This is a genomic window from Nocardioides alpinus (assembly GCF_900112035.1).
Taxonomy (GTDB): domain Bacteria; phylum Actinomycetota; class Actinomycetes; order Propionibacteriales; family Nocardioidaceae; genus Nocardioides; species Nocardioides alpinus.
Window position 1 is genome coordinate 152,806 of record NZ_FOKC01000006.1, and the last position, 25,420, is coordinate 178,225.

General features: G+C 71.3%; 25 protein-coding genes and 1 tRNA gene. 9 read left to right on the forward strand and 17 right to left on the reverse strand.

Annotation, left to right across the window (positions count from 1 at the left end; all coding sequences use genetic code 11):
- The first annotated feature begins 23 nt into the window (after nucleotides 1–23).
- Together BM127_RS13830 and BM127_RS13835 are read left to right on the forward strand one after the other, a co-directional pair.
- Nucleotides 24–1,337, forward strand: a complete 1,314-nt coding sequence (locus BM127_RS13830) for an alpha/beta hydrolase (RefSeq protein WP_091199387.1) — start codon at nucleotides 24–26, stop codon at nucleotides 1,335–1,337.
- Nucleotides 1,338–2,003 (forward strand): class I SAM-dependent methyltransferase, encoded by a 666-nt coding sequence (locus BM127_RS13835; protein WP_231263381.1) that lies wholly within the window; start codon nucleotides 1,338–1,340, stop codon nucleotides 2,001–2,003.
- On the opposite strand, the gene BM127_RS13840 is transcribed toward BM127_RS13835, so the two are convergent.
- The 7 genes from BM127_RS13840 to BM127_RS13870 all read right to left on the reverse strand — a co-directional run bounded on the left by BM127_RS13840 (nucleotide 1,962) and on the right by BM127_RS13870 (nucleotide 7,667).
- Nucleotides 1,962–3,101: a glucosidase family protein gene (locus BM127_RS13840; RefSeq protein ID WP_091199388.1), complete on the reverse strand. Its 1,140-nt coding sequence runs from the start codon at nucleotides 3,099–3,101 to the stop codon at nucleotides 1,962–1,964. The genes BM127_RS13835 and BM127_RS13840 overlap by 42 nt on opposite strands.
- Nucleotides 3,098–3,856: a class I SAM-dependent methyltransferase gene (locus BM127_RS13845; RefSeq protein WP_091199389.1), complete on the reverse strand. Its 759-nt coding sequence runs from the start codon at nucleotides 3,854–3,856 to the stop codon at nucleotides 3,098–3,100. Before BM127_RS13845 ends, BM127_RS13840 begins: the two co-directional genes overlap by 4 nt.
- Nucleotides 3,843–5,120 (reverse strand): glycosyltransferase family 4 protein, encoded by a 1,278-nt coding sequence (locus BM127_RS13850; RefSeq protein WP_091199390.1) that lies wholly within the window; start codon nucleotides 5,118–5,120, stop codon nucleotides 3,843–3,845. The genes BM127_RS13845 and BM127_RS13850 overlap by 14 nt, the downstream gene beginning before the upstream one ends.
- 91 nt (nucleotides 5,121–5,211) lie before the next feature.
- The gene (locus BM127_RS13855; RefSeq protein ID WP_091199391.1) at nucleotides 5,212–5,625 is read right to left on the reverse strand and encodes a hypothetical protein; all 414 of its coding nucleotides are present in this window, start codon (nucleotides 5,623–5,625) and stop codon (nucleotides 5,212–5,214) included.
- Nucleotides 5,626–5,634: 9 nt separating this feature from the next.
- Nucleotides 5,635–6,606 carry an NAD(P)/FAD-dependent oxidoreductase gene (locus tag BM127_RS13860; RefSeq protein ID WP_091199392.1) on the reverse strand — a complete coding sequence of 324 codons (972 nt, stop codon included), beginning with the start codon at nucleotides 6,604–6,606 and terminating at the stop codon, nucleotides 5,635–5,637.
- A gap of 42 nt (nucleotides 6,607–6,648) precedes the next feature.
- Nucleotides 6,649–7,167 (reverse strand): hypothetical protein, encoded by a 519-nt coding sequence (locus tag BM127_RS13865; protein ID WP_091199393.1) that lies wholly within the window; start codon nucleotides 7,165–7,167, stop codon nucleotides 6,649–6,651.
- Between the two features lie 5 nt (nucleotides 7,168–7,172).
- Nucleotides 7,173–7,667 (reverse strand): hypothetical protein, encoded by a 495-nt coding sequence (locus tag BM127_RS13870; RefSeq protein ID WP_175507401.1) that lies wholly within the window; start codon nucleotides 7,665–7,667, stop codon nucleotides 7,173–7,175.
- 77 nt (nucleotides 7,668–7,744) lie between these two features.
- Here BM127_RS13870 and BM127_RS13875 point away from each other — a divergent pair, with 77 nt between their 5' ends.
- Nucleotides 7,745–8,404, forward strand: a complete 660-nt coding sequence (locus tag BM127_RS13875; RefSeq protein WP_231263380.1) for a potassium channel family protein — start codon at nucleotides 7,745–7,747, stop codon at nucleotides 8,402–8,404.
- A 39-nt stretch (nucleotides 8,405–8,443) separates the two neighbouring features.
- Here the strand turns inward: BM127_RS13875 and BM127_RS13880 are convergent, their stop codons facing one another.
- On the reverse strand, nucleotides 8,444–9,007 hold the full coding sequence (locus BM127_RS13880; protein WP_091199396.1) for a hemerythrin domain-containing protein: 564 nt from the start codon (nucleotides 9,005–9,007) through the stop codon (nucleotides 8,444–8,446).
- Between the two features lie 81 nt (nucleotides 9,008–9,088).
- Here BM127_RS13880 and BM127_RS13885 point away from each other — a divergent pair, with 81 nt between their 5' ends.
- Nucleotides 9,089–9,607 carry a DUF1707 SHOCT-like domain-containing protein gene (locus BM127_RS13885; protein WP_091199397.1) on the forward strand — a complete coding sequence of 173 codons (519 nt, stop codon included), beginning with the start codon at nucleotides 9,089–9,091 and terminating at the stop codon, nucleotides 9,605–9,607.
- Between the two features lie 9 nt (nucleotides 9,608–9,616).
- On the opposite strand, the gene BM127_RS13890 is transcribed toward BM127_RS13885, so the two are convergent.
- Both BM127_RS13890 and uvrB read right to left on the reverse strand, forming a co-directional pair.
- Nucleotides 9,617–10,792, reverse strand: a complete 1,176-nt coding sequence (locus tag BM127_RS13890) for a VOC family protein (RefSeq protein WP_091199398.1) — start codon at nucleotides 10,790–10,792, stop codon at nucleotides 9,617–9,619.
- 60 nt (nucleotides 10,793–10,852) lie between these two features.
- Nucleotides 10,853–12,982 carry an excinuclease ABC subunit UvrB gene (uvrB, locus tag BM127_RS13895; RefSeq protein WP_091199399.1) on the reverse strand — a complete coding sequence of 710 codons (2,130 nt, stop codon included), beginning with the start codon at nucleotides 12,980–12,982 and terminating at the stop codon, nucleotides 10,853–10,855.
- 181 nt (nucleotides 12,983–13,163) lie between these two features.
- On the opposite strand from uvrB, the gene BM127_RS13900 reads away from it, so the two are divergent.
- Both BM127_RS13900 and BM127_RS13905 read left to right on the forward strand, forming a co-directional pair.
- On the forward strand, nucleotides 13,164–13,976 hold the full coding sequence (locus tag BM127_RS13900) for an aminoglycoside phosphotransferase/kinase family protein (protein ID WP_198554309.1): 813 nt from the start codon (nucleotides 13,164–13,166) through the stop codon (nucleotides 13,974–13,976).
- Nucleotides 13,977–14,012: 36 nt separating this feature from the next.
- Nucleotides 14,013–15,257 (forward strand): phospholipase D-like domain-containing protein, encoded by a 1,245-nt coding sequence (locus tag BM127_RS13905; RefSeq protein ID WP_308249290.1) that lies wholly within the window; start codon nucleotides 14,013–14,015, stop codon nucleotides 15,255–15,257.
- A 13-nt stretch (nucleotides 15,258–15,270) separates the two neighbouring features.
- Here the strand turns inward: BM127_RS13905 and BM127_RS13910 are convergent, their stop codons facing one another.
- Nucleotides 15,271–16,209, reverse strand: coding sequence for a DNA-3-methyladenine glycosylase family protein (locus BM127_RS13910; RefSeq protein ID WP_091199488.1), 939 nt, complete (start codon nucleotides 16,207–16,209; stop codon nucleotides 15,271–15,273).
- 40 nt (nucleotides 16,210–16,249) lie between these two features.
- Here BM127_RS13910 and BM127_RS13915 point away from each other — a divergent pair, with 40 nt between their 5' ends.
- Complete coding sequence (locus tag BM127_RS13915) at nucleotides 16,250–17,116, forward strand: tryptophan 2,3-dioxygenase (RefSeq protein WP_231263379.1); 867 nt, start codon at nucleotides 16,250–16,252, stop codon at nucleotides 17,114–17,116.
- Between the two features lie 95 nt (nucleotides 17,117–17,211).
- Nucleotides 17,212–19,644, forward strand: a complete 2,433-nt coding sequence (pepN, locus tag BM127_RS13920) for an aminopeptidase N (protein WP_091199402.1) — start codon at nucleotides 17,212–17,214, stop codon at nucleotides 19,642–19,644.
- 6 nt (nucleotides 19,645–19,650) lie between these two features.
- Here the strand turns inward: pepN and BM127_RS13925 are convergent.
- Nucleotides 19,651–19,724: transfer RNA gene (locus BM127_RS13925), tRNA-Gly, on the reverse strand.
- A gap of 89 nt (nucleotides 19,725–19,813) precedes the next feature.
- Between BM127_RS13925 and BM127_RS13930 the strand changes: the two genes are divergently transcribed.
- Nucleotides 19,814–20,284 carry a tRNA (cytidine(34)-2'-O)-methyltransferase gene (locus tag BM127_RS13930; protein WP_091199403.1) on the forward strand — a complete coding sequence of 157 codons (471 nt, stop codon included), beginning with the start codon at nucleotides 19,814–19,816 and terminating at the stop codon, nucleotides 20,282–20,284.
- 6 nt (nucleotides 20,285–20,290) lie between these two features.
- Here the strand turns inward: BM127_RS13930 and BM127_RS22855 are convergent, their stop codons facing one another.
- The 5 genes from BM127_RS22855 to BM127_RS13955 all read right to left on the reverse strand — a co-directional run bounded on the left by BM127_RS22855 (nucleotide 20,291) and on the right by BM127_RS13955 (nucleotide 25,368).
- Nucleotides 20,291–21,100, reverse strand: coding sequence for a resuscitation-promoting factor (locus BM127_RS22855; protein ID WP_091199404.1), 810 nt, complete (start codon nucleotides 21,098–21,100; stop codon nucleotides 20,291–20,293).
- A 183-nt stretch (nucleotides 21,101–21,283) separates the two neighbouring features.
- Nucleotides 21,284–21,949 (reverse strand): Type 1 glutamine amidotransferase-like domain-containing protein, encoded by a 666-nt coding sequence (locus BM127_RS13940; protein WP_091199405.1) that lies wholly within the window; start codon nucleotides 21,947–21,949, stop codon nucleotides 21,284–21,286.
- A complete protein-coding gene (locus BM127_RS13945) occupies nucleotides 21,946–22,545 on the reverse strand; it encodes an N-acetyltransferase (protein WP_091199406.1) in 600 nt (199 codons plus the stop codon). Before BM127_RS13945 ends, BM127_RS13940 begins: the two co-directional genes overlap by 4 nt.
- Before the next feature lie 28 nt (nucleotides 22,546–22,573).
- Nucleotides 22,574–24,226 (reverse strand): DEAD/DEAH box helicase, encoded by a 1,653-nt coding sequence (locus tag BM127_RS13950; RefSeq protein WP_231263378.1) that lies wholly within the window; start codon nucleotides 24,224–24,226, stop codon nucleotides 22,574–22,576.
- 401 nt (nucleotides 24,227–24,627) lie between these two features.
- Nucleotides 24,628–25,368, reverse strand: coding sequence for an inositol monophosphatase family protein (locus BM127_RS13955; RefSeq protein ID WP_198554308.1), 741 nt, complete (start codon nucleotides 25,366–25,368; stop codon nucleotides 24,628–24,630).
- Nucleotides 25,369–25,420 lie beyond the last annotated feature (52 nt).

A 25,420-nucleotide genomic window follows, 5' to 3' on the forward strand; every position in this document is an offset into this window, starting at 1 on the left:
GTACTGACGAGTAGGTTGGCCGGGTGAGCTTCCTGAGTCGCCAGAGTGTCATCGCCGCCCTGACCGTCAACGCCGTACGCCCCTCGCGCGGGCAGCGCAGCGGCGTCGGCTCGTTCGCGGCGGGCTTCGTCTTCAACGAGACCGCGCCGCAGCTGCTCGCGCTGACCGCGCTCGACGCAGCCGCACACCTGACCAAGGGCCGGCGTCAGGGGTTCCGGGCCAAGGCAGGGCTCGCGCTCGCCGGGGCGAGTGCGCTCGGCCTCGCGCGGATGGTGCACCAGAGCCGCCGGGCGGGTGCCGGCTTCGAGGAGGCCCTGGTCGAGGGCCTGGGCGTCGACTACGTCGAGCAGCTCGACCAGGCGCCCACGCCCGCCGACCTGGCCACGCCGTGGCGGCGTCTGGCCCGGCCGTTCCACTTCGCCGACGACGGCGTGCGGGTGATCCGCAACCTCTCCTACTCCGAGGCGGGCAAGCGCGGGCGGCTCGACATCTACCTCCCGGCCGGCAAGGACGCGATCAAGGACGCTCCGGTCCTGCTGCAGGTCCACGGCGGTGCCTGGTCGGTGGGCGAGAAGGAGCACCAGGGGCGCCCGCTGATGAACCAGATGGCCGCCAAGGGCTGGGTCTGCGTGGCGATCAACTACCGCCTCTCCCCGCGCGATGCCTGGCCCGCGCACATCGTCGACGTCAAGCGCGCCATCGCCTGGATCAAGGACAACATCGCTGACTACGGCGGTGATCCGGACTACCTCGCGATCACCGGTGGCTCGGCCGGCGGCCACCTGACCGCCCTGGCTGCACTGACCCCGGGCGACCCCGCGTTCCAGCCCGGCTTCGAGGACGCCGACACCCGCGTGCAGGCGGCCGTGCCGTTCTACGGCGTCTACGACTTCGCCGGCTCGACCGGGCTCACCAACGCGATCGGCATGCGCGACGCCTTCCTCGGCCCCAAGGTCATGAAGACGACGTGGGCCGACGCCCCCGACACCTATGAGGCCGCGTCCCCGATCCTGCGGATCACCCCCGACGCACCCGACTTCTTCGTGATCCACGGCGAGCTCGACAGCCTGGTGGCGGTCGACCAGGCCCGGATGTTCGTCGCCGAGCTCCGGCGTACGTCACGGAAGTCCGTGGTCTACGCCGAGCTGCCGGGCGCCCAGCACGCCTTCGACGTCTTCCACTCCATCCGCAGCGCGCACGCGGTCCGCGCCGTCGACCGCTACCTCACCTGGCACTGGAACACCTGGCGCCACGGCCTCGAGGCCGACAGCGGGGTCGAGCCCGGTGAGATGTCGGCCGACCTGGACGACGACGCCCGCGCGGACCGGGGCGCCTAGGTGACGCTGCACCGGTCGCTCCCGGCCGACCTGCTCGACCACGCCCGCGCCGCCAAGGGCTTCATGCCCGAGGACGAGGGCGCCCTGCTCCACCACTGGGCGCGCGAACGGCTCGTCCACGGACCGGCCCTCGAGGTCGGGACCTACTGCGGCAAGTCCGCGATCTGGCTCGGCGGCGCGGCCCGCGAGGTCGGCGGGACCGTCTTCACCGTCGACCACCACCGCGGGTCCGAGGAGAACCAGGCCGGCTGGGAGCACCACGACGACAGCCTGGTCGATGACGACCTCGGGGTGATGGACACACTGCCGACCTTCCGGCGCACCATCGCCGACGCCGGACTCGAGGAGCAGGTCGTCGCGGTCGTCGGACGGTCGGAGACCGTGAGCCGCTGGTGGCACACTCCCCTGTCGCTGCTCTTCATCGACGGCGGCCACGGCGTGGAGCCTGCGCGCACCGACTTCCGCGGCTGGCCGCACTGGGTGATGGCGGGCGGCGTCCTCGTCATCCACGACGTGTTCCCCGACCCGGCCGACGGTGGTCGACCGCCCCACGACGACATCTACCTGCCGGCCCTGGCCAGCGGCGCCTTCACCGAGGTCGAGGTGGTCGGCTCGATGCGGGTGCTACGCCGTACGTCGGGCGAGGCCGGCGACCCGCTCGCCTGATCCCTCGCCCGCGACGCACCCGCACCCGAGACCGATCTCTGCGACGTCCGACGGCAGCGTGGTGCCGCGCATGATGTCGGCGCCCGGCGTGCGGTCGGAGAGCGCGTCGACGGCCAGGACGACCGCGGCGGCCGTGTAGGTGGTCTGCTCGACGGGCCAGTTGACGCCCTGCTCATCCGGGCTCGAGGGGAAAACGTAGCCGGTCCAGTAGGACCCCTCGTCGGTGCGCAGGTGCTGCATGTCGGCGAGCAGGCGCAGCGCCCGCTCCCGGTCGCCGATCGCCTCGAGCGCCAGCACCAGCTCGCACGTCTCGGCGCCGGTGAACCACGGGTTGGTGGAGACGCACCGGATGCCGAGCCCGGACTCGACGAAGGTGTCCCACCGCGTCGCGAGCAGCGCGTACGCCGCCTCACCGCGCACCGCCCCGCCGAGGACGGGGTAGTACCAGTCCATCGAGAACTCGGACTTGTCGAGGAAGAGGTCGCGGTGCTCGCGCAGGGCGTGGCCCAGGCGTCCGGCGGCCAGCTCCCACTCGGGCTGCGTCTCCCTCACCAGGTCTGCCAGCGCGATGCCGGCACGCAGGCTGTGGTGAATGCTGGACGACCCGGCGAGGAGGGCGCCCTCGTTGACCGCGGCCGGGCTGCCGTCGTACCACTCCTGCGACCAGGCGACGCCGCCGAAGGGCAGCTGCAGCGACACGACGAAGTCGAGCGCGCGCCGCACCGTCGGCCACATGAGGCGGACGAACGCCTCGTCCTGGGCGACCAGCCAGTGGTGCCACACCGCGACAGCGACGTAGGCCGACATGTTGGACTCGCCGGAGTGGTCCTCGACCTCACCTGTGACGATCTTCATCGGCCAGGAGCCGTCGGCGCGCTGGGTCTCGCGGACCCAGGCGAACGCACGTCCGGCCGCCTCGCGCTGGTCGCCGACCATCAGCGCCATCGCGGACTCGAGGTGGTTCCAGACGTCGGTGTGCTCGCCGGCGCTCCACGGGATCGCGCCGGACGGCTCCTGCACGGCCGCGATGGTGGCTGCCGTCTGCTCGACCTGCGACCAGGTGAGGATCTCGTCGATCGCGCGGGGCGCCTGGCTCATGTGAGGGGGAGGGCGTCGGGCTTGGTGAAGTAGAGCACCATGCTCTTGCCGATCAGCGGGTCCAGCACCTTGCCGGCCACCTGCAGCGACCGGGGGTTCTTCATGATCTCCCACACCAGGAGCCGGTGGTAGGCCTTGGCGAGCGGGTGCTCGTCGTGGGTGACGCCGACGGCGCACTTGATCCACCAGTAGGGCGTGTGCAGCCCGTGGGCGTAGTCCTTGCCCGTGAAGACCATCGCGTCTCCCGGCGTGCCGTCGTTGGAGCGGCCCGCCTTGGTGACCTTGTCGACGAGCTCCTCGGCCGTGTAGATCCGGATGTGGCCGCCCTCGGCGTTGTGGTAGTCGTCGGAGAGCTTCCAGTTGATGATCTCGGGCAACCAGCGCGGCACCGAGATGGCGAGCGTGCCGCCCGGGCGGAGCACGCGGACGAGCTCCTTGATGGCGTCGACGTCGGCGTGGATGTGCTCGAGCACCTCGGCCGCGACGATGCGGTCGAACTCGCCGTCGGCGAAGGGCAGGGCGAGGGCGTCGCCCTCCTTCACGTCGGCCTCGGCGCCGACCGGCACCTCACCGGCGTCGCGCATCGCGGCGAACCACTCGCGCACGGTCGCCAGCTCGTCGGCGTCCATGTCGAAGGCGATCACGTCGGCGCCACGCTTGTACATCTCGAACGCGTGGCGCCCGGCGCCGCAGCCCATGTCGAGGACGCGATCGCCCGGGCGCAGCCCGAGCCGGTCGAAGTCAACGGTCAGCACGGTGGTGCTCCTCCTGCTCGCGCGCGCCCTGCTCCAACCGGAAGGCGGCGATGGTCTCCTCGTAGGCGGCGGCGGTGGCCTCGGCCACGGCACGCCAGCTGAACAGCTCCTGGACGCGGGCGCGACCGGCGGCACCCATCGTCGTACGACGTTCGGGGTCGTCGAGCAGCGCCGCGATCGCGGACGTCAGCTCGCCGACGTCGCCGGGGGTGACCAGGTCGGCGCACTCGCCGTCGGGGCCGACCACCTCCGGGATGGCTCCGGCGCGCGACACGACCAGCGGCGTGGCGCAGGCCATCAGCTCGGCGGTCGGCAACGAGAACCCCTCGTAGAGCGACGGCACGCACGCCACCTCGGCCGAGCCCATCACCTCCACCAGCTCCGCGTCGCTCACCCCGCTGACGAAGCTCACCTTGTCGGCGATGCCGAGCTGGTCGATCAGCTGCTCCGTGCGACCACCCGGTTCGGGACGGGTGACCAGGACCAGCGAGATCTCGCGCTCCACGGCCAGCTTGGCGAAGGCCTCGAGGAGGGTCGCGATGCCCTTCATCGGGGCATCGGCGCTGGCCATCGCCAGGATCCGGCCCGGCACGCGCGGCGCGGTCGGCGGCGCGAAGATGTCGTCGACGCCGAGCAGGATGGTCTCGATCCGCGCAGGGTCGACGCCGAAGTCGCGGGCGATGTCGCGGGCCGACGACTCCGACGGCACCAGCACCTTGCGCAGCTGCTTGGCGACCTTGGTCTGCATCCGCAGGAAGCCGTACCACCGGCGCAGCGTGAGCCGCTTGCGTCGATTCGGAGCCGTCTGCAGGTCGATCCGGCGGTCCATCGTGATCGGGTGGTGGATCGTGGCGACGACGGGGAGCCCGTAGGACTCCAGCTCCATGACCCCCGGTGCGAGCACCTGGTTGTCGTGGGCGATGTCGAAGTCGCCGGCCCGCTCCTTCATCAGCCGCGCGATGCGCGAGCCGAAGGTCTTCGGCTCGGGGAACCCGGCCGTGCACATGGTGAGGAACTCCTCGACGTCGATCCGGTCGCGGAACTCACGCAGCTTCGGCACCCGGAACGGGTCGGGCTCGCGGTAGAGGTCGAGGCTCGGCACCTTGGTCAGGCGGACGCCCTCGTCGAGGTCGGGGTAGGGCTGCCCGGAGAAGACCTCGACGTCGTGCCCGAGTCGTACGAGCTCCCGGCTCAGGTGCCGGATGTAGACGCCCTGACCGCCGCAGTGCGGCTTGCTCCGGTAGGACAGCATGGCGATGCGCACGTGTTCTGCCTTTCGGTCCTGCTCCGGGGTGGCGCTCGGTGAGCCACCCATTATGCCTACTGGCGGGTAGGGGCTGCGCCGGGAGCAGGGTTCACGAACCGGCGACCAGCCGGTACTCGTGATCGAGGACCGCGCCGGCAGAATCGTACGGCCGCACCTCGGCGCTCAGCACACGGCCGGCGACGCCCGCGCCGACCGGCGCGAACGCGAGGCCCTGCTCCACCGCCTCCACGATGCGCGCACGTCCCACGAGCAGCTCGTCGGACGGCATGTCAGCACCCAGCTGGCGCAGCACCAGCACGCAGACCGCGTGGACCGACCTCTCGTCGCCGGGGTCGTAGCCCAGGGCGTCGGCCTCGTCGTCGCGTGGCGGACGCACGGCGAGGCGCACGGTGAGGTCGACCAGGACGAGCATGTCGTCGCGTGCCACCACCGGACAGCCGGTGAGCACGTAGTCGCGGTCACGCATGTCGACACCCGTGGCGGGACGTGAGAACAACCCCATGCCGACGCCTCAGGCCTCGCTCGAGTGACCGGGGAAGACGTGGGCCGACGGGTCGAGGGTGACGGCGGCGTTGTTGACCGCGGTCGCGGCCTCACCGAACCCGACCGCGATCAGCCGCACCTTGCCGGGGTAGTCGGTGATGTCGCCGGCCGCGAACACGCGCGGCAGGTTGGTCCGCATGGCCGAGTCGACGACCACGTGGCGCTTCTCCGTCACCAGGCCCCACCGCTGGATCGCACCGAGGTCGGCGATGAAGCCGAGCGCCGCCACCAGCGCCTGCGCGGGCCGCACCTGCGGCTCCTCGCCGTCGACACTGATCTCGACCTCCTCGAGGTGCGCCTCCCCGCGGAGCGCAGTCACCTGGGCGTTGGTGATGATCTCGACGCTGGAGGCCTTGACCTCGGTGACCGTCCGCTCGTGCGCGCGGAACGCGTCGCGGCGGTGCACGAGCGTCACCGAGGCGGCGACGGGCTCGAGGTGCTGGGCCCAGTCGAAGGCGCTGTCGCCGCCGCCGACGATGACCACGTCCTTGCCGGCGTACGGCGCGAAGCTGGGTACGAAGAACTCCATGCCGCGACCCACCCAGCCGTCGCCGGCGGGCAGCGGCCGCGGGCTGAACTTGCCGATGCCGGACGTGATGAGCACGGCGCCGGCCACGATGCGCGTGTCGTCGTCGAGGGTGACGACCACGTCGTCGTCGCGGTGCTCGAGAGTGGTGGCCGTGCGGTCCAGCAGGTACGTCGGGTGCGCGGTGGCAGCCTGCTCGACGAGGCCCTCGACCAGGTCGCGACCCTTGACGCTGGGGAAGCCGGCGACGTCGAGGATCGCCTTCTCGGGGTACATCGCGGTGATCTGCCCGCCGAGCTCGGGCAGCGAGTCCACGACGGCGACGCTCAGGCCGCGGAAGCCGGCGTAGTAGGCGGAGTAGAGCCCTGTCGGGCCCGCGCCGATGATCAGCAGGTCGGTCGTCACGTCATCCACGCCGCGATCCTCCCGTCCGGGAGGCAGCCTCACAAGGCTTTCTCACAGGGCATCGAGCTCGCTGACCTTCCACGCGTCGTCGGTGCGCACGAGCGTGATCAGCACCCGGTCGAGGTCGAGGGTCGGCTTCGCGAGGTCGTCACCGGTGGTGCGCTGGTTGACGAACACCAGCACCCGGGCGTACGACGTCGTCGCCGTCACGAGCGAGGTGCCGACGACCTCGGCGGAGACGACGGTGCGGTCGCGACGGCTCGACGTGGCGACCCCGGCCATCGTGCGGTCGTACTGGCTGAGCATGTCGCCGGTGAGGAGCTCGCGGGCGGCGGCCTTGTCGTCGGCCAGCGTCTCCCAGCCATAGCTGTAGACACGGGTGGCCGCCTCCGCGGCGACGTCGAGCACGTCGTCCTTGACCGCAGCGGACGCCACGACGGCCCGGTCGGACTCGGCGGTCGAGACCCCCTCCGGTTGCCGCTCGCCCGCCTGCACCAGCCAGAGCAGGACGATGGCCGCCGCGAGCACCAGCACCGCCAGCACCCACGCGATGCGCTTCTGCGTCGTCATGGCCGTCACCTCACGAACTGCACGTTGCTCGTGAGCCACCGGTCGTCCTCGCGGACCAGGTCGAGCCGCAGCCGGTAGTAGCGGACCTGACCCTCGCTGCCGGTGCTCGTGTTGGTGACGGTGCTGTTGGCCGCGATCAGCACGGTGGCCGTCTCGTCGTCGAGGTCGCCGACGCCGAGGGCGACCACCTCGCCGGCCGACGTGGCCTCGGTGCGGACCGCCTCGCTGGCCAGCATCTCGCGCTGGGACTCGTACTGCTCCTTGAACTCACCCGTGGCACCTGCCAGGACGGCGTCGATGAGCGGGTCCATGTCGGTGTGGTCGACGGTGAGGAAGGCCAGCGCCTCGGTGCGGGCGGCCTCGGCGACCTCGCGCTGGGACGCGGTCAGGTCGTCGTCGACCGATGCCCGTGAGGTCAGGAGCACCCCGATGGCCACCATCAGTCCGACCAGCGCCACCGCCAGGCCGCCGACCACCCAGGTCCCACCGCGTGCTCCCACGACGCGAACCTAGCCCAGCCGGGCGTCCCCGCGTCGCTCATCCCCCCGTCGGGTCGCGCTGCCTAGACTCTGTCGACGTGACCCGGCCGATCCAGCACCTGACCGCGCACCCGTCCGCCATGCTGCTGGGCGCGCAGCTGCTGCAGGTGCTGGCCTGGCCGTTCCTGGGCGGCTCGACGATCGGCGGCGCGTTCCTCGGCGTGATCGGGATGCTCGCGGTCGGCTCGGCCGTCCTCGCGGTGCGGCGTACGCCCCACGTGAGCCGCGTCGTCCTCTTCCTGGGCGCCCCGACCATCGTCTTCACCCTGCTCGAGGCCGTCTTCTCCGACAACGACGCGATCGTGCTGGTGTCCGGCCTGCTGCACGCGCCGTTCTACTTCTACGTCTCCTACGCGATGCTGCGCTACCTGTTCCACGACGACGAGATCACCACCGACGAGTACTACGCGACCGGGGCGGCCTTCACCGTGGTCGCGTGGGCGTTCGCCTACCTCTTCGCCGTCGTCCAGGTCGTGTGGCCGAACTCGTTCACCAACGCCGGCGGCTTCGACCACTCGTGGTTCGAGCTGCTCTACCTGTCGTTCTCGACGCTGACCAGCGTCGGCCTCTCCGACATCGTCGCCGTCGGCGAGGAGGCGCGGGCCGTGCTGATGGTCGAGATGATGGTCGGCGTGTTCTACATCGCGATGGTGGTGGCGCGCATGGTCGGCCTCACCATGATGCGCCACCGCCGCTGACCGGCTCGTCGTCGCGGGCCGCGTCTATGCGCCCATCCCTCAGTCGTCGGACTCCTCGTCCTCGTCGTCGAGGAGGCCTTCCTTCTCGGCGACCTTCACGATGCGGCGGACGTTGTCGATGGAACCGCAGTCGGCGTCCAGCTGCGCGTTGCGCTCGGTGGCGAAGGCCTTGCCGAGGTCGGCGCGCACGTGCTCACCGACCTCTTCCCTGGCCGGGTTGAGGATGGTGAGCTCCTCCTCGGTCAGGTGGTGGTTGAGGGCGGTGGCGAGCTCCTCGACGGCGTCGTCGAAGGCCTGCGTGTCGGTGCCCTTGAGCTCGAGCACCTTGAGCATCGCCTCGTGGCCCTCGGCGTGCTCCTCCTCGCCGTGCTCGGCCTCGTGGTCGGTGATCGCGTCCTTGCGCCGGAGCGTGGGATAGACGTGCTTCTCCTCCGCCTCGGCGTGGGCGACGTGCAGCGCGGCCAGGGCCTGTCGTACGGCGTCGCGGTCCGAGGTGCTGTCGCGCAGGTCGCGCATCAGGGCCTCGAAGCGGCGGTGGTCCTCGAGGATGAGGTCGATGACGTCGCCGGAGATCGGGCGACCGAGGTCGATGGAAGTGCTCATGGCGGTGACGCTAGTCCTCCCGCCGCGGCATCGGCACTCCACCCACCTCCGCAGGGGTGGGGCCCGACCTATGCTGGCGGCATGTCGTCCGACATCGAGGTGTGGAGCCAGTTCGACCACGACCCCCGCAAACCCGCCAACGTGGGCATGCGCGCGTCGGACCGCGACCGCGCCGTCATCGAGAGCGTGCTCGCCGACGCCTTCGCCGAGGGACGCATCACCCGCGCCGAGTACGACGAGCGCACGGAGGCGGCGTTCGCGAGCCGCACCCTCGGCGACCTGATGCCGCTCGTCGACGACCTACCGGTCACCCGTGCGAAGCGCTCCACCGAGGACGACAGGCGCAGCCAGGCCGTCCGGCGATGGGAGAGTGATCGTCGCGAGGCACTGTTGGGGCTGATCGGCCTCTCCACCCTGCTGTGGACCATCTGGGCCGCCACGATGTGGGGTGGCTTTCCGTGGCCGCTCTTCCCCATGGGCTTCGCCCTGATGAATCTCGTGCGCGTCGTCGCGCGGAAGCAGGACATCATCGACGAGCACGTCCGCGAGCTCGAGAAGAAGGAGCTCAAGGAGCTGCGTCGGCGCGAGGAGCTCGGCTGAGCAGCCGGCTCAGTCCCCACTCACGACGACGATCTCGTTGCCCTCGGGATCGGCGATCCGCCACCGCCCGCCCGACTCGTCCAGGACCCGACCACCGGCGGCGACGGCCTCGTCGACGCGTGTCCGCGCCAGGTCCGAGGGGACGGCGAGCTCGACGTGGATGCGGTTGCGTTGGCGGCGCCGCACCGTCTCCGACACGTCGATGTCCTGGAAGACCAGCACCGGGTCGAGCCGTCGCGGGTCGTGGATGTCACTGACACCGTCGCGACGGTCGGGGACGTAGCCGAGGGCGGCGAGCCAGAAGGCGCGGACCGCGTCGACGTCGGCCGCGTCGACGAAGAGCTGGACGAGGCGCGGGAGTCCCGGGTCCGCCGCGGCGCCGAGGTCCCGGGCGGCACTCTGGATGCCGGCAGCGAGGTCGGCGAAGACGAGATCCAGGCCGTGGGCGTCGGGGTCGGACTGGTCCTTGCCCGTGTCGATGACCACGAGGCCCGGGCGCAGGTCGACCAGCAGGGGGAAGCCCGCCTCGTCGGCCAGCACCGCTGCGGCGACCGCCAGGCCGTGCTGCTGGGTCTGCGAGGTGGTGCGGTAGCACGCCATCGCGCCCCACACGCCCTCCCAGTCGGAGGTGCCGGGGCCGTCGCCGACCGGGTCTCCCGGCACGAGGTCCACCTCGTTGCCGTCGGGGTCGGCGTGGCAGAGGCCCCACGGTCCGGCTCCCTCGCCGAGACCGAGCGCCTCGACCGACGCGGCCGGTCGCACCAGGTCGAGGTGAATGCGGTTGCGGAGAGGACGCGACTCGGTGGACTGCCGGATCCGGAAGGCCGGGTCGCGACCCACGGCATCTGCCAGACCGCCGTCCTCGCCGGGCCCGTAGTCGAGCACGCGCTGCCAGAAGTCCCTCACCTGCGTCGGGTCGACGGACTCGATCACCACGCTCACCTGCTGCAGCGCCGCGGGATCGGCCGCCAGCCCGACGTCGCGAGCGAGCGCGGAGACCGCCTCGGCGTGCGCGGCCGAGTCGAGGCGCACCCGCACGCCCGACGGACGTACGTCGACCGCGGCGTCGGGCGACAGGTCCACGATCCGTCCTGCCAGCGCGGCGCCCTCGACGAGCGACGGCGCGTCGAACCATGCCGCCGCCACGCCGTCGAGCCACCGCCAGGCAGCCCCGGGACCTGTCATGCCAAGCACTGTAGGACGCGACCCGGACGATCCCCTGCCGGATCCCTCAGCCTTCCCGCGTCACTTCGTCGCCTCCATCATCTGACGGAGCTCCTTCTTGAGGTCCGAGATCTCGTCGCGCAGACGGGCGGCCACCTCGAAGTGCAGCTCGGCGGCGGCGGTCTTCATCTGGTCGGTCAGCCCCTGGATGAGCTCGGCCAGGTCGCTGCTGGGGATGCCGGCGGTGTCCGGGATCTCCTTGTGGATCCGCGAGAGGGCCGGGGTGGGCGACTTGCCTGCCTTGACGCCACCGGCGCGGCCCTTCTGGCCGACGTCGGCCCAGGTGCGCAGCAGCTCCTCGGTGTTCTCGTCCTCGCGCGCGAGCATCTCGGTGATGTCGGCGATCTTCTTGCGCAGCGGCTGGGGGTCGAGGCCGCGCTCCTTGTTGTACGCGACCTGGATCGCCCGGCGACGGTTGGTCTCGCCGATCGCGTTCTCCATCGACGGCGTGATCTTGTCGGCGTACATGTGGACCTGGCCGGACACGTTGCGCGCCGCGCGACCGATGGTCTGGATGAGCGACTTGTCGGAGCGCAGGAAGCCCTCCTTGTCGGCGTCGAGGATCGCGACCAGCGACACCTCGGGCAGGTCGAGGCCCTCGCGGAGGAGGTTGATGCCGACCAGGACGTCGTACTCCCCCATCCGCAGCTCGCGCAGCAGCTCGATGCGACGCAGCGTGTCGACCTCGGAGTGGAGGTAGCGGGTGCGGATGCCGGCGTCGAGGAGGTAGTCGGTGAGGTCCTCGGACATCTTCTTGGTCAGCGTGGTCACCAGGACGCGCTCGTTCTTGTCGGCGCGCGTGCGGATCTCGTGGATCAGGTCGTCGATCTGGCCCTTGGTCGGCTTGACCACGACCTCCGGGTCGACCAGGCCGGTCGGGCGGATGATCTGCTGGACCGTCTCGTCGACACCGCCGACCTTGTCGAGCTCGTAGTTGCCCGGGGTGGCGGAGAGGTAGATCGTCTGGCCGATCCGGTCGAGGAACTCCTCGAACTTGAGCGGCCGGTTGTCCATCGCGCTCGGCAGCCGGAAGCCGTGGTCGACGAGGTTGCGCTTGCGCGACATGTCGCCCTCGTACATCCCACCGATCTGCGGCACGGCGACGTGCGACTCGTCGACGACCAGGACGAAGTCCTCGGGGAAGTAGTCGAGCAGCGTGTTGGGCGCGCTGCCGCGGGTGCGGCCGTCCATGTGCATCGAGTAGTTCTCGATGCCGGAGCAGGAGCCGACCTGCCGCATCATCTCGACGTCGTACGTCGTGCGCATCCGCAGCCGCTGGGCCTCGAGCAGCTTGCCCTGCTTCTCGAAGGTGGCGAGCTGGTCGTCGAGCTCGAGCTCGATGCCCTTGATCGCCCGCTCCATCCGCTCGGGACCGGCGACGTAGTGGGTGGCGGGGAAGACGTGGAGCTCGGTGTCGTCGGAGATCACCTCGCCGCTGATCGGGTGTAGCGTCATCAGCCGCTCGATCTCGTCTCCGAAGAACTCCACGCGGACGGCGAGCTCCTCGTAGACGGGGAAGATCTCGAGGGTGTCGCCGCGGACCCGGAAGGTGCCGCGGGTGAAGGACATGTCGTTGCGGGTGTACTGGATCTCGACGAGCCGGCGGAGCACCGAGTCGCGGTCGTGCTCCTCGCCGACCTTGAGCCGCAGCATCCGGTCGACGTACTCCTGGGGGGTGCCGAGGCCGTAGATGCAGGACACCGTCGAGACCACGATCGTGTCGCGGCGGGTGAGCAGGCTGTTGGTCGCGCTGTGGCGCAGCCGCTCGACCTCCTCGTTGATGGAGGAGTCCTTCTCGATGTAGGTGTCGGTCTGGGGGACGTAGGCCTCGGGCTGGTAGTAGTCGTAGTAGGAGACGAAGTACTCGACCGCGTTGTCCGGGAAGAGCTGGCGCAGCTCGTTGGCGAACTGGGCGGCGAGGGTCTTGTTGGGCTGGAGCACCAGCACCGGACGCTGCATCTGCTCCGCCACCCACGCGACGGTGGCGGTCTTGCCGGTGCCGGTCGCGCCGAGGAGCACGATGTCCTCCACGCCGCCCTTCAGACGCTCGACGATCTCCTCGATCGCGGCCGGCTGGTCGCCTGCAGGTTGGTAGTCGGAGACGACCTTGAAGGGCGCCACACGACGCTCGAGATCGGTGATCGGACGCATGGGTCGAGCGTACGGGCCGCCACCGACACTGGCTCTCTCGAGGACCGGTCACCGGGGGCCGGGGCGGCGGGGCGTACGCGTCGGACAGGAGGAAGTCCGGGTCCGGGTGTCGGCCCACGCTCAGCGGCGGTCCGCCCGACGACTTTGTCCTGTCCGACACACACCCCCTACGTTCATGGCCATGCCCTCGGACGCCGCCCTGCCACCGGCACACGTGCTGGACCTGTTTGTCGCGGACGGGCCGCTCGAGCCCCTCGCGGGTGGCCGGGGCACGAGCGTGCGGGCCGGGGACCTCGTGCTCTCCCCCGGTCACGACGTGACGCAGCTCGCCTGGCTGGCGTTCGCCCAGGCCCGGCTCGCGGTCCGTCTCGACGAGGAGGTGCCCCGCTCGATCCGGCTCTGCCTGCCCGTCCCGGCCCGTGACGGAAGCCTGGTCGTCGACGGCTGGGCCGCGACCCGCTTCGAGCCGGGTACGACGCCCTGCCGCGACCTCGCGGCGCTGCGAGCCACCGCCCACCTCCTCCACGCCCGCCTGGCCAGCGCCGTCCCGGCGCGACCCGACGCCCTGGACCTGCGCACCGACCAGTGGGCGGTGGCCGAGCGCCTGGCGTACGACGGCGACGCGGCCCTCCGCGCGGCGGCCGAGCGACCCGAGCCGGGACTCGGCGCGCTCGTCACCGCGCTGGTCGCCGGGCTCGACGACACCGACCTCGGCCGCGACCAGCTCGTCCACGCCGACCTCGCCGGCAACGTGCTGCTGGACGCGGACGGGATCCCGTTCGTCATCGACCTCTCCCTCGCCTGGCGCTCACCGCTGTGGGCCGAGGCGATCTGCGTGCTCGACGCGGTGCTGTGGCACGGCGCCGCGCGGGCCGCCCTCGACGACTGGCGCAGCGGTGTCGAGCGGCAGGCGATGCTGCGGGCCGCGCTCTTCCGGATCTTCTCCGACCAGCCGTGCGACGTGGCGCGCTACGCCGCCCTCGGGCTGGCCTGAGCCACGACGCTGGCTGATGCTCGCTAGATTGTGCGCGTGACGACCGCCCGCCTGCTGACCGCCGTACGACGGGGGCTGCTCGGGCTGTTCGCGCTCCAGTTCGGACTCGCGATCGCGCTCTCGCTCGTCGACTCCTACCGACGCCGCGGCAAGAAGCCCAAGCCGTTCCCGGTCACCAGCCCGGAGACCGTCGCGGTGGGCGGCGGCGAGATCACGACGTACACCTTCGGGCGCGACCTCTACGACGACATGCTCGCCGCGATCGACGGCGCCAAGAAGCAGATCCTCTTCGAGACCTACATCTGGAAGGGCGACGAGATCGGGTGGAAGTTCAAGACCGCCCTGACCGCCGCGGCCGACCGCGGCGTCGACGTGCACTGCACCTACGACGGCTTCGCCAACCTCGTCGTGTCCCCGGCCTTCAAGCGCTTCTCGCCCTCGATGAAGGTGCTGCGCTACCCGGTGTGGACGGCCGGTCTCCGTGTCTGGGACCTGCGCCGCTACGGCCGTGACCACCGCAAGATGCTGGTCGTCGACGAGGAGGTCGCCTTCCTGGGCGGCTACAACATCGGCTCGGCGTACGCCACCGAGTGGCGTGACACGCACGTGCGGATCACCGGCCCGGGCGTGTGGGACCTCAAGCGGGCGTTCGCGGACTTCTGGAACCTCAACCGCCGCCACCGGCTGCGCCGCAGCGAGCGGCCGCTCCTGCTCGAGACCGCGTCCGACTGGGACCCGCAGATCCGGATCCACCGCAACGTCCCGAGGCAGTGGAACTTCCCGATCCGCAGCATGTACCTCGAGGCGATCAACCGGGCCAGCCGCAACATCTGGCTGACCACTGCCTACTTCCTCCCCGACCAGGACTTCGTCGACGCGCTCACCGACGCGGCGCGCCGCGGGGTCGACGTACGGATCCTGCTGCCGCTGAAGTCCAACCACATCGTGGCCGACTGGATCTCGCGCGGCTACTACGGGCAGCTGCTCGCGTCGGGGGTGCGGATCCTGCGCTTCAAGGACGCGATGGTGCACGCCAAGACGGCGACCATCGACGGCAGCTGGTCCACCGTCGGCACCGCCAACATCGACCGCCTCAGCCTGCAGGGCAACTACGAGATCAACCTCGAGGTGATCGACCCCGACTTCGCCTCGGTGATGGAGGACGTCTTCCGCACCGACGCGACCAACTGCCTCGAGCTGACCCTGTCCGAGTGGGAGGCGCGCGACCTCAACCGGAAGTTCACCGAGAGCTTCCTGGCGCCGCTGCGTCCCCTCCTCTGACCGACGCCCCGGGTCAGCGCGTGGGCAGGTGCGTCGGGACGCTCATCCGCGGACCGCGACGTGGCCTCGTCCGGCCGCCGGCGATCGCCATCGCCGCGGCGCGTCCGCGCTGGGGCCGGTAGGGCTCGAGCAGCTCGGCCATCTCGTCGTCGGTGATGTCGTGCCCGACCAGCGCCCAGCCGACCCAGTTGGCGAGGTGGTAGTCGCCGAAGCTCACCGCGTCGGCGTCACCGAGCGCCCGCATGCGCACCTCGGCGCTGGTCCACACGCCGATCCCGCGCACCGACCGCAGCCGCTTGTCGGCCGCCGCGACCGGCACGCCGGACACCCGCTCCAGCGACGACGCCAGCCGGCAGGCGGTGACCATCGTGCGCGACTGCGCAGGCTGTACGCCGAGCCGCAGCCACTCCCACGACGGGATCGCCGCGATCGTCTCCGGGGTCGGCTGGAGCATCAGGCGCAACGTCGCGACCGGTCCCGGCGCCGGCTCACCGTGGCGGCGCACCAGGTCGCGGAACGAGCCGAAGGCCTGCTTGCCGGTGACCTTCTGCTCGAGGATCGAGGGCACCAACGACTCCATCACCAGCCCGGTGCCGCCGATGCGCCAGTGCCGGTGCCGCTTCCACCCCTCGGCCACCTGCGGGTGGTGGTGGGTCTCGAAGCCGGTCGGGTCGTCGTCGGCACCGAGCAGCGCCGGCATCCGGTCGAGGGCCCACTCGGCACCCGGACCCCACGCCCGCCCGAGCACGTCGCCCGTCGTCGGGCGCGGCTGGATGCACAGCGACGCCGGCCCGGTCGGCGTACGCATGGCGCGCCAGGAGCGTCCCGCGTCGTCCTCGCGCTGGGTCGGGTCGCCGGCACCGCGTCGCTGCGGCCGCAGCACCTGCGCGACCGAGCACGGCCACGCGGGCACCCAGGTGCGGGTCAGCTCACCTGCGGTCGACGGGGCCATGGAGCGACGGTAGACGAGGCCACCGACTAGGTTGCGGTCCATGTCAGAAGGAATGGGCGAGACTCCGAACAAGCGCGACCTCGAGGACGGCATCCAGCAGGACTTCTCGCGGTCGATGTCCTACGGCGACTACCTGCGCCTCGACGTGCTGCTCTCGGCGCAGCAGCCGCTGTCGGACCCGCAGCAGCACGACGAGCTGCTCTTCATCGTGCAGCACCAGACCAGCGAGCTGTGGCTCAAGCTGATGATCCACGAGCTCCGCTCGGCGCGCGCGCTCCTGCGCTCCGACGACCTCTCCCCCGCGCTCAAGCGGATGGCGCGGATCAAGCACATCCAGCACACCCTCACCGACCAGTGGTCCGTGCTCGCGACGCTGACGCCGAGCGAGTACGCCGAGATCCGGCCGTTCCTCGCGACCAGCTCCGGCTTCCAGTCCGCGCAGTACCGCGAGGTCGAGTTCCTGCTCGGCAACAAGAACGCCGACATGGTCGCGGTCTTCTCCCACGACGAGGCCGCGCGAGCCTCGCTCGAGGAGCTGCTGCACGAGCCGTCGCTCTACGACGAGTTCCTCGCCCACCTCGGCCGGCAGGGGTACGCCGTGCCGCAGCGGCTGCTGGACCGCGACTGGTCGCAGCCGCACACCTCCGACCCCGACCTGGTCGATGTCTTCGCCGGCGTCTACTCCGCACCGGCCGAGCACTGGGGCGTCTACGAGACCTGCGAGGAGCTCGTCGACATCGAGGACTCCTTCCAGCAGTGGCGTTTCCGGCACCTGCAGGTGGTCCAGCGGGTCATCGGCCACAAGGTCGGCACCGGTGGGTCGTCGGGGGTGGACTTCCTCAGGCGGGCCCTGTCGCTCACGTTCTTCCCCGAGCTGTACGAGGTGCGGACGCGGATCGGGCAGTAGCGGCTCTCGCCCTCATGCGCACCGCGGCCTAGGCTGCGAACGTCGCTCGCCTCGGGCGTCGTCCGCAGCATCCGACCTCGAGTGAGGACCACCCCGTGCCCGTCCGCAGCCTTCGACAGGAGGAGGCCGTCGAGCGTGCGGCCCTCCTGTCGGTCACGTCCTACGACATCGCCATCGACCTCACCGGCCTGGTCGACGGTCCCGCCTTCCGGGCCGTCAGCACGGTGCGCTTCACGAGCACCGTCGGGTCGTCGACGTTCGTCGACTGCTGCGCCGAGGTGGAGTCGGCGACGCTCAACGGCACGCCGTTGCCCGCGGCGTACGAGGGGCGCATCGCGCTGACCGACCTCGCCGAGGAGAACGAGCTGGTGGTGGCCACCGTGCAGAGCGACACCACGCACGGGCGCGGGGTGCACCGCGCCGTCGACCCCGGCGACGACAACGTCTACCTGTGGACCTCCTTCGAGCCCGACGAGGCGCGCTACGCGTGGGCGTGCTTCGACCAGCCCGACCTCAAGGCGCCGCACGCCTTCACGGTCACAGCGCCGGCGGCGTGGACCGTGGTGAGCAACTCCGGCGACCCGGTGGTCGCGGACGTCGAGGGCGGGAGGCGGTGGACCTTCGAGCCCACGCCGCCGCTGTCGACGTACAACCCGGTGGTGGTGGCCGGCCCGTTCGTGGAGGTGCGCCGGGAGGTCGACGGCTACGAGCTCGGCCTCTACGCCCGCCAGACCCTCGCGTCCGCGCTCGAGCGCGACGCCGAGCAGGTGTTCACCCTCACCGCGCAGGGTCTCGCGTTCTTCGGCGAGCGCTTCGGCATGCCGTTCCCGCAGCGCTCGTACGACCAGGTGTTCCTGCCGGAGTTCGGCGGGGCGATGGAGAACTACGGCTGCGTCACGTGGGCCGACAGCATCCTGCGCCGCCACGAGCCCACCACCGGCGAGTGGCAGCTGTTCACCAACGTGCTGCTCCACGAGATGGCGCACATGTGGTTCGGCAACATCGTCACGATGCGCTGGTGGGACGACCTCTGGCTCAACGAGGCCTTCGCCGAGTTCGCCTGCATGTGGGCGGCCGAGCGGGCCACCGCCTACGGCGACACCGCCGCCAACAACCTGGTGGGCGACAAGCTCAACGCCTACCTCGCCGACCAGGGCCCGAGCTCGCACCCCATCCGCCAGCCCGTGCCGACGGTGGCCGACGCCGAGTCGATCTTCGACTCCATCACCTACCCCAAGGGAGCGGCGGTCCTCAAGCAGCTCATGCACTTCGTCGGCGAGGACACGTTCTGCGTGGGCATGAGCGCCTACTTCGCCGAGCACGCCTGGGGCAACACCACCCTCGACGACCTCGTCGGCTCGCTCGAGCAGGCCAGCGGGCGCGATCTCCAGCCGTGGCGTACGGCGTGGCTGGAGACGGCCGGCGTCGACCGGCTGGGCATCGAGCACACCGACGAGGGACTGGTGCTCACCGCCGTCGGCGCCCACGGTGCCCCCCACCCGCAGGTAGTGGGCGTGGGTGCCTACCGTCGCGCCGGTGAGTCGCTCGAGGAGGTGGGCTCGGTCGTCGTGGAGGTGGACGGCGCGCGCACCGTCGTCGAGGGGCTCCCCGAGGCCGATCTCTACCTGGTCAACCACGACGACACCACGTTCGCCACCACCCGGCCCGACGCTGCCGGGCGGGAGATGCTGTTCGGCCACCCGTCGGGCCTGCCCACGACGCTGGCACGCGCCGTGGCGATGGCCACCGTGTGGGACATGCTGTCCAACACCGAGGCGACGGCCGCGGAGGCCGTGGGCGCCTTCACCGACGTGCTGTCGGTGGAGACCGTGGAGACGGTCGCGGAGCCGTGCCTCGACCTCGCCCTCACCGCTGCCCAGCGATGGGCGCCCGAGTCGGAGCGGGTCGGCCTCGAGGCGCAGGTGGCCGTCGCCGCGCGCCACCTGGTGGCCGCGGGGGTGTCACGGCAGTCGGCGCTGCGCACGCTGGCCCGGACCGCGGTCGGCGACGACGACCTCGCCGCGCTGCGCGAGGAGGCCGGCGACGACCTCGACCTGCAGTGGTACATCCTCCAGCGTCGAGCCGAGCTCGGCGACGTCGACACCGACGCCGTACGGGCGCTGCAGGAGCGCGACCCCGACCCCGACGCCTGGATCCGCGCGCTGTGCGTCCGCGCGAGCTCGCCCTCCCCGGAGGCGAAGGAGGAGGCGTGGAAGGCGTTGGTGGACCGCACCGCGCCCATCCAGGCCGCCGGCACGATCGCAGGCGCCTTCTGGCGGCCCGGTCAGGCCGAGGTGCTGGCGCCGTACGCCGAGCGCTACCTCGACGCGCTGCCCACCCTGCACGAGGGCGGGATGATCCCCGGCCTCACGCTCACCGCCAGCCTCTTCCCGGTCTACGCCATCGACGAGGCCTGGGTGGGGCGCGCCCGCGAGGTCGCAGCCGCGGAGGCCGCCCCCGTGGTGGTCAGCTCGCTCACCGAGCGCTCCGAGGCGGTGCTGCGGATGGTGCGCACGCGGGCACTCTGAGAAGTCTGGAGCGGACGCGAGGATTTGAACCTCGACCATCTCCCTGGAAGGGAGGCGTGCTGCAACTACACCACGTCCGCAGAGCCGGCCTCTGACGAGCCCGGCAGGTGACAAGTGTGGACCACTCCCCCGCGCAGCCGCGAGCCGGGTCGGCGACTACGTTGACGCCGTGTTCCACGTGATGTTCCTCGAGCCCCGGATCCCGCCCAACACGGGCAACGCGATCCGGATGGTCGCCGGGACGGGAGCGACCCTGCACCTGGTCGAGCCGCTCGGGTTCGACCTCTCCGAGCCCCAGCTCAGGCGCGCCGGCCTGGACTACCACGACCTGGCGTCGGTGGAGGTGCACGCGGACCTCGACGCGGCCCTGGCCACCCCTGCGGTCGCAGCCTCGCGGGTGTTCGCCTTCACCGCCCACGCCACCCGCTGGCACACGGACGTCGAGTTCGAGGCAGGCGACGTGCTGCTGTTCGGGCCGGAGCCGACCGGCCTGCCACCCGCGGTGCTGGACCACGAGCGGGTCACCGATCGGCTCCGGATCCCGATGATCGCCGGCCGCAGGTCGCTCAACCTGTCGAACTCAGCGGCCGTCGTGACCTACGAGGCCTGGCGCCAGCACGGGTTCCCCGGCGCCCAGTAGGTCCGGTCAGAGCAGGCGGCCGCAGGTGGGCCACGGCGAGCGCCCGCGCTGCTTGTAGAGCAGCTTGGCGCGGTAGGTCTGCTCGCCGGCCGAGGCGGAGGTCGGCAGACCGGAGCCGCCCACGCTGCGCCACGTGCCGAGGTCGAACTGGTAGAGCCCGTAGTAGCCGGCCGGGTTCACTGCATCGGGGTTGCCGCCGGACTCGCAGTTGGCGAGGGCGCCCCAGTTGAGGCCGTTCGCACCGGCGACGGCGTACGCCTCGCGGCCCACGAGCACGCGGCGCGGGCGCGGGTCCTTCACGAGCTTGCGCTTGATGACGCGGTACTTCACGGGCTCGCCGTTGTGGAACGTCTTGCGCGCGACGACCACGCGGGTGCCGGGCCGGCCCTCGCGGACGACCTTGCGGACGCCGGGCTTGAGCTCGGTCGTGAACACCTCGACGGTGCCGCGACGCACGCGCTCGCGCTTGGTCTTCCGCTCCTTGACCACGTCGGTCAGGCGTACGACGTCGCCCTGGCGCAGCCGCTTTCGCTCCCCCGAGACCTCGTCGCCGTCGCGGACGACGTCGACGAGGTCGTTGCCGTCCACGCTCACGCCGTAGGCCTCGAGCAGCTCCCCGGGCCACGCCTGGGGTGTGGTGGCGACCTCGACGGGGGCCGCGTCGGCCACCTTGAGGCGTACGTCGACGGGCTCGGTGTCCGCCTGCTGCGCGGACGCGCTGCCGGGAACGAGGGTGAGTGCGAGAGCAGCCGCGGCGACGCTGGCAGCGACGTTGCGCGGGCGGGTGAACAGGGCAGGTGTGGTGGTGGCACGCACGTGCGTCAGACCTCACATGTTGGGCGCATCGGGGGCGCTCGGACGCGACGCCGTCCGGTCAGGCGTCGAGGCCGCGGCCTGCTCTCGCCTCGCGATGGGGGGCGCCTCGTCCACGAGGGGCAGTGCCTGCAGCGCCTCCACCAGAACATTGGTCGTGCGCCCGTGTCGAATCCGCGGCAGCGCTCAGTCCGTCCCGAACGCCACCCACTGGCCCTCGGAGACCACTTCCACTGTGGCGTCGACCACCGAGATGGCGGTCTGCTCGTCGATGGCGTAGGCCGGTCCGCCGATGTCGGCCGCCCACCGCTCGGCGTCGGCCAGCGTGTTCGTGGGGAACAGGTCCAGGTGCGGGAAGATCGAGAAGTCGACGACCCCCAGGGTGCGGTCATCCGGCGCGGACGGCCAGCTGACGAAGTCGCTCCCGATCCGGGGCGTCATCACCATGCTTCCGGCACTCACGCCGACCCAGACGGTGTCGGGCAGAGACGGCAGCAGGTCGGCCAGCCCTGACTCGCGCACCCAGTGGCACAGGTAGGTCGCGTCGCCGCCGTCCACCAGGAGGACGTCGGCCTCGCGGACCCAGGGGATCCAACGGTCCTCCCCGATGGTGGGCAGTGCGGTGAGCTCGAGGACGCCCACGGAGCCCCAGCCCAGGCCGGAGAAGTGCGGCGAGGACGTCCCACCGGCGGCCGACCTCTGCACCGACGCCGGACCACACATCGGGTGACCCCACATCGCGGTCGGGACGAGCAGGGCGGTGCACTCGCCGACCGGCTTCCCGAGCATCTCCTCCAGCGCCGAGCGGATGCTCGGGTTGGTGACTCCCCCGGACGTCAGGAGCAGCCTCACGATGCCTCCCCAGCGGGGATCTCCAGCCGGACCACGCGCCGCCGCAGGGTGGGCGAGGCCGTCACCTCGTAGCCGGCCTCGAGGAAGACCTGGAGCAGGCCGACCGACGCCTCGTCCCAGATCACGGTCTTGCCCGGTGGCGGCTCGATCGGGTATCCCTCGAGGACGCGGGCGCCGACCTGCTGGCCGTACGCGACAGTGGCGGCGGCGAGCTCGTACGTCAGCCCCGCCTTCCGCCAGCCCTTGCGCACGACGAAGCACGTGACCGACCAGACGCCCTCCCGCTCGGGGTCCATCCGCATCCACGGCTGCTTCCGGCTCCACAGCCGGGGGTAGTTCTCCCGCGGCTCGACCGCGACCCAGCCGGCCGCCTCGCCGTCGACGTACCCGATCAGCCCGGAGGTCGGACCGGCGGTGCCGCAGGCGGTCTGCTCGATCAGCGCGGCGTCGCGCTGGTCCTGGTTGGTGTCGCGCCAGATCCAGCCCGGCACCTTCATCGCCTGGCACCGACACTTGGCGGCGCCGCTCGTGGCGAAGACCGCCTCGACGTCCTGGGTCGATGCTTGGTTGGCCGGGAGCCAGGTGAACTCGGGCATGCTGCGACCCTAGACGTCACCGGGCGGTTCAGGCGCCGTCCTCGGTCAGGGTCGTGACGGGCAGCCAGTCGGCGCCGAGCAGCTGGGCGACGTCGGCGAGTCCGGTGGTGTCGCCGCCCACCGTGTCGGACGCTGCGGCGATCCGCTCCACCATGACCTTGCCGACCTGCTCCTCGACGGTGTCCTCGGCGTAGGCGATGTGCCACGGCGAGACCTGGTGGTCGCGGTGGGTGCGGCCGGTCACCTGCCGCCCGGCGATGCCCGAGAAGCGGGCCTGGTGGAAGACGCCGACCCGCGGCTCCGTGCTCGCGCAGTGGCCGTCGGCGAGGGTCTCGCCGGCGTGGAGGCTGATCGAGGCGACCGTGGTGAAGACGCAGACCTTCGCCTGCCCGGTCTGGAACCTCAGCCGCTCGGCCTCCGGGTCGAACCGGTCGCGGCCGTAGATCGTGGCGACCTCGATGCCGGAGTCCCGCAGCCGGTCCGCGATCGGGTCGGCGGCGGTCGCGACGAACTCGACCGAGCACGCCACCTGACGTTCGGCCTGGACCTGCTGGGCGATCCAGGCGACCGTCGAGTCGACGCGGATGAGCCCGGCCTTCTGCCGGAAGCGCAGGAGTGCGGCCCGACCCAACGCCTTGTTGCGACCGCGACGGGCGATGTCCATCTCTCGGCAGAACTCGCCCCACTCGGTCTCGTACGCCGTCCGCTCGGCCGGGGTGAGCGCCACCGGCATGCCGGAGATCGGCACCGGACCCCAGGGCGCGGCGCGGTGCAGCATCGCCGGTGGCCGCTCCTCGTCGAGCCAGCCGCGGACGAGCTTGAGGTCTGCCGCACGGCGCGCCGGGTCAACTGTCCACGTCGCGCCGTAGCGTCCCGGTTCCAACCCGACGCCGTGGCGCTCGAGCGCGGCGGCGAACGCGTCCCCGGGACGCGTCGCCGACGTCCACTCCTTCATCGACTCGCCCAGCACCTGGGCGTAGGCCGGAGCGAGGTAGGGCAGTTCGAGCGGCGTGTGTCCGGGCGTCGCGGTCGTCGAGATGACGAACGGTGCCGTGTCGTGCGGCTTGCCGTGTCCGGAGATCCGGGCCCAGAGCTTCCACCGCTTCGTCGTCGTACGCCGCAGGGCGTGCGCCTCGTCGGCGATGATCACGTCCCAGGTGTGGTCCGTGACCTTGTCCAGCCGGTCCCACGTGATGACGACCCACTCGAGGCCGCCGTGCCCCAGCGCCGTGATCGTCCGGCACCAGTGGCCGATCGTGATCGCGGCAGGCCTGTCGGCCACGACGAGCACCCGTCGCGCGCCGCGGAGGTCACCCACCGCCGTCGCCCCCAGAACCGCGGAGATCGTCTTGCCCACACCGGGCTCGTCCGCGAGCAGGAACTGCCGCCCGCCCGCTGCGGCGCGCGCCGCGATCGCGTCGGCCGCCTCGAACTGGATCCGCCGCGGCTCGAGCTCGTCGGTGGGCTCGGGGTCGGGCGTCGGACGGTCGGGATTGAGGGTGTTCTCGATGAACCGACCGAGCGTGTAGGGCCCCGGTGACCAGGGCGCCAGGTGCGCGGGCAGGTCGCGACCGACGTAGAGGTGGGTCTTGACCGCCGAGTGCCACGTGGCGCCGTCGACCTGCGTCCCGTACGGGATGTCGAGCACCCACAGCCGCTCGCCGGGCCCGACGGTCGGCAACGGCCGCTGCTGTCGCGGGCCGCCGCGGCGCGGCGACGCGGGCTTGCGTCGACGAGCACCGGTTCGTCGAGTGCTGGCCACCCACGGACGTTATCGGGGTCGCGGGCCCGAACCGGGCGGGCGCGCCCACGGCGATGGTGGTCAGGGAGTTGCGACGCCCTGCGCCTCGTCGAGGGTGTCCGCATGGAGGAGACGAACAGCGCCTGGTCGGTCACGGTGGTGTTCTTCCTGCGGGTGGAGGTGCCGCCGACGATCGTGCCGCCGGGCTCCCCCGGAATGTCGTAGGCCATCTGCGAGCGAGACGAGCACGTCGGCGGACAACATGGAGAAGGTCCCGCCGCCCGCGCCACTCGGAGCGATGCCAGGGCTTCACGCCGTCCTGTGACGTGCGACCAGGGCGATCAGGGCTGTGTGGGTCGCCGGATCGGCGGCGGCAATGATCCCGGACCGGAATGAACCGGGCCGCCGTCGAAGTCGGTGACCGTGCATCCGGCAGCCTCGCAGATCGCCAGACCGGCGCTGAAGTGGACGCTGTCCTGATGGTGCCCGTCCGTGACGTAGCCGAGCCGTTGGCCCGTTGCCACCCAGGCGAGGGCGAGCGTCGTGGATTCGATCCTCGGGCTGAAGTGCGCGCGGAGGTCGGGGTCCGCGGCGAGCTGCGCTCCTACGAACGGGCGGTCGAGCGGCCCATCGGCATTGATGTCGACGATGCGGTTGTGCGCGGCCGGACCCACCGTGTCTCGACCCTCGATCGTGAAGCCGTCGGCGCCCGAGCAGTAGACCTCGCCGCTCGGCGGGTGAGCGACCGCTGCAGCCGTGGTGGCGCCACCGTGCCTGAGCGCGACGTTGACGGAGAAGTGCGGCGTCATCGCGGCGTAGTTGACCGTGCCGCACAGCGGATCGACCCGCCAGACACGCGCCCGGTCCGTGGCACCGACCTGTCCCAGCTCCTCCCCGACGAATCCGTCCTGCGGCCTCGTCGAGCCGATGACCTGCAAGATGGCCCGTTCGGAGGCCAGGTCTGCTTCCGTGGCGAAGTCAGTTCCCGTCTTGAACTGCTGCGTCAGAGCTGAGCCGTAGCGGTCCATCAGAGCGGCAGCGCCCGCACGTGCGGCCGCCAGTGCGACGTCCGCGTCTGACATGTCCGCGATCACCGCGCCATCGAACCACGCGTGGCCGTGCCGGGCCCGGAGG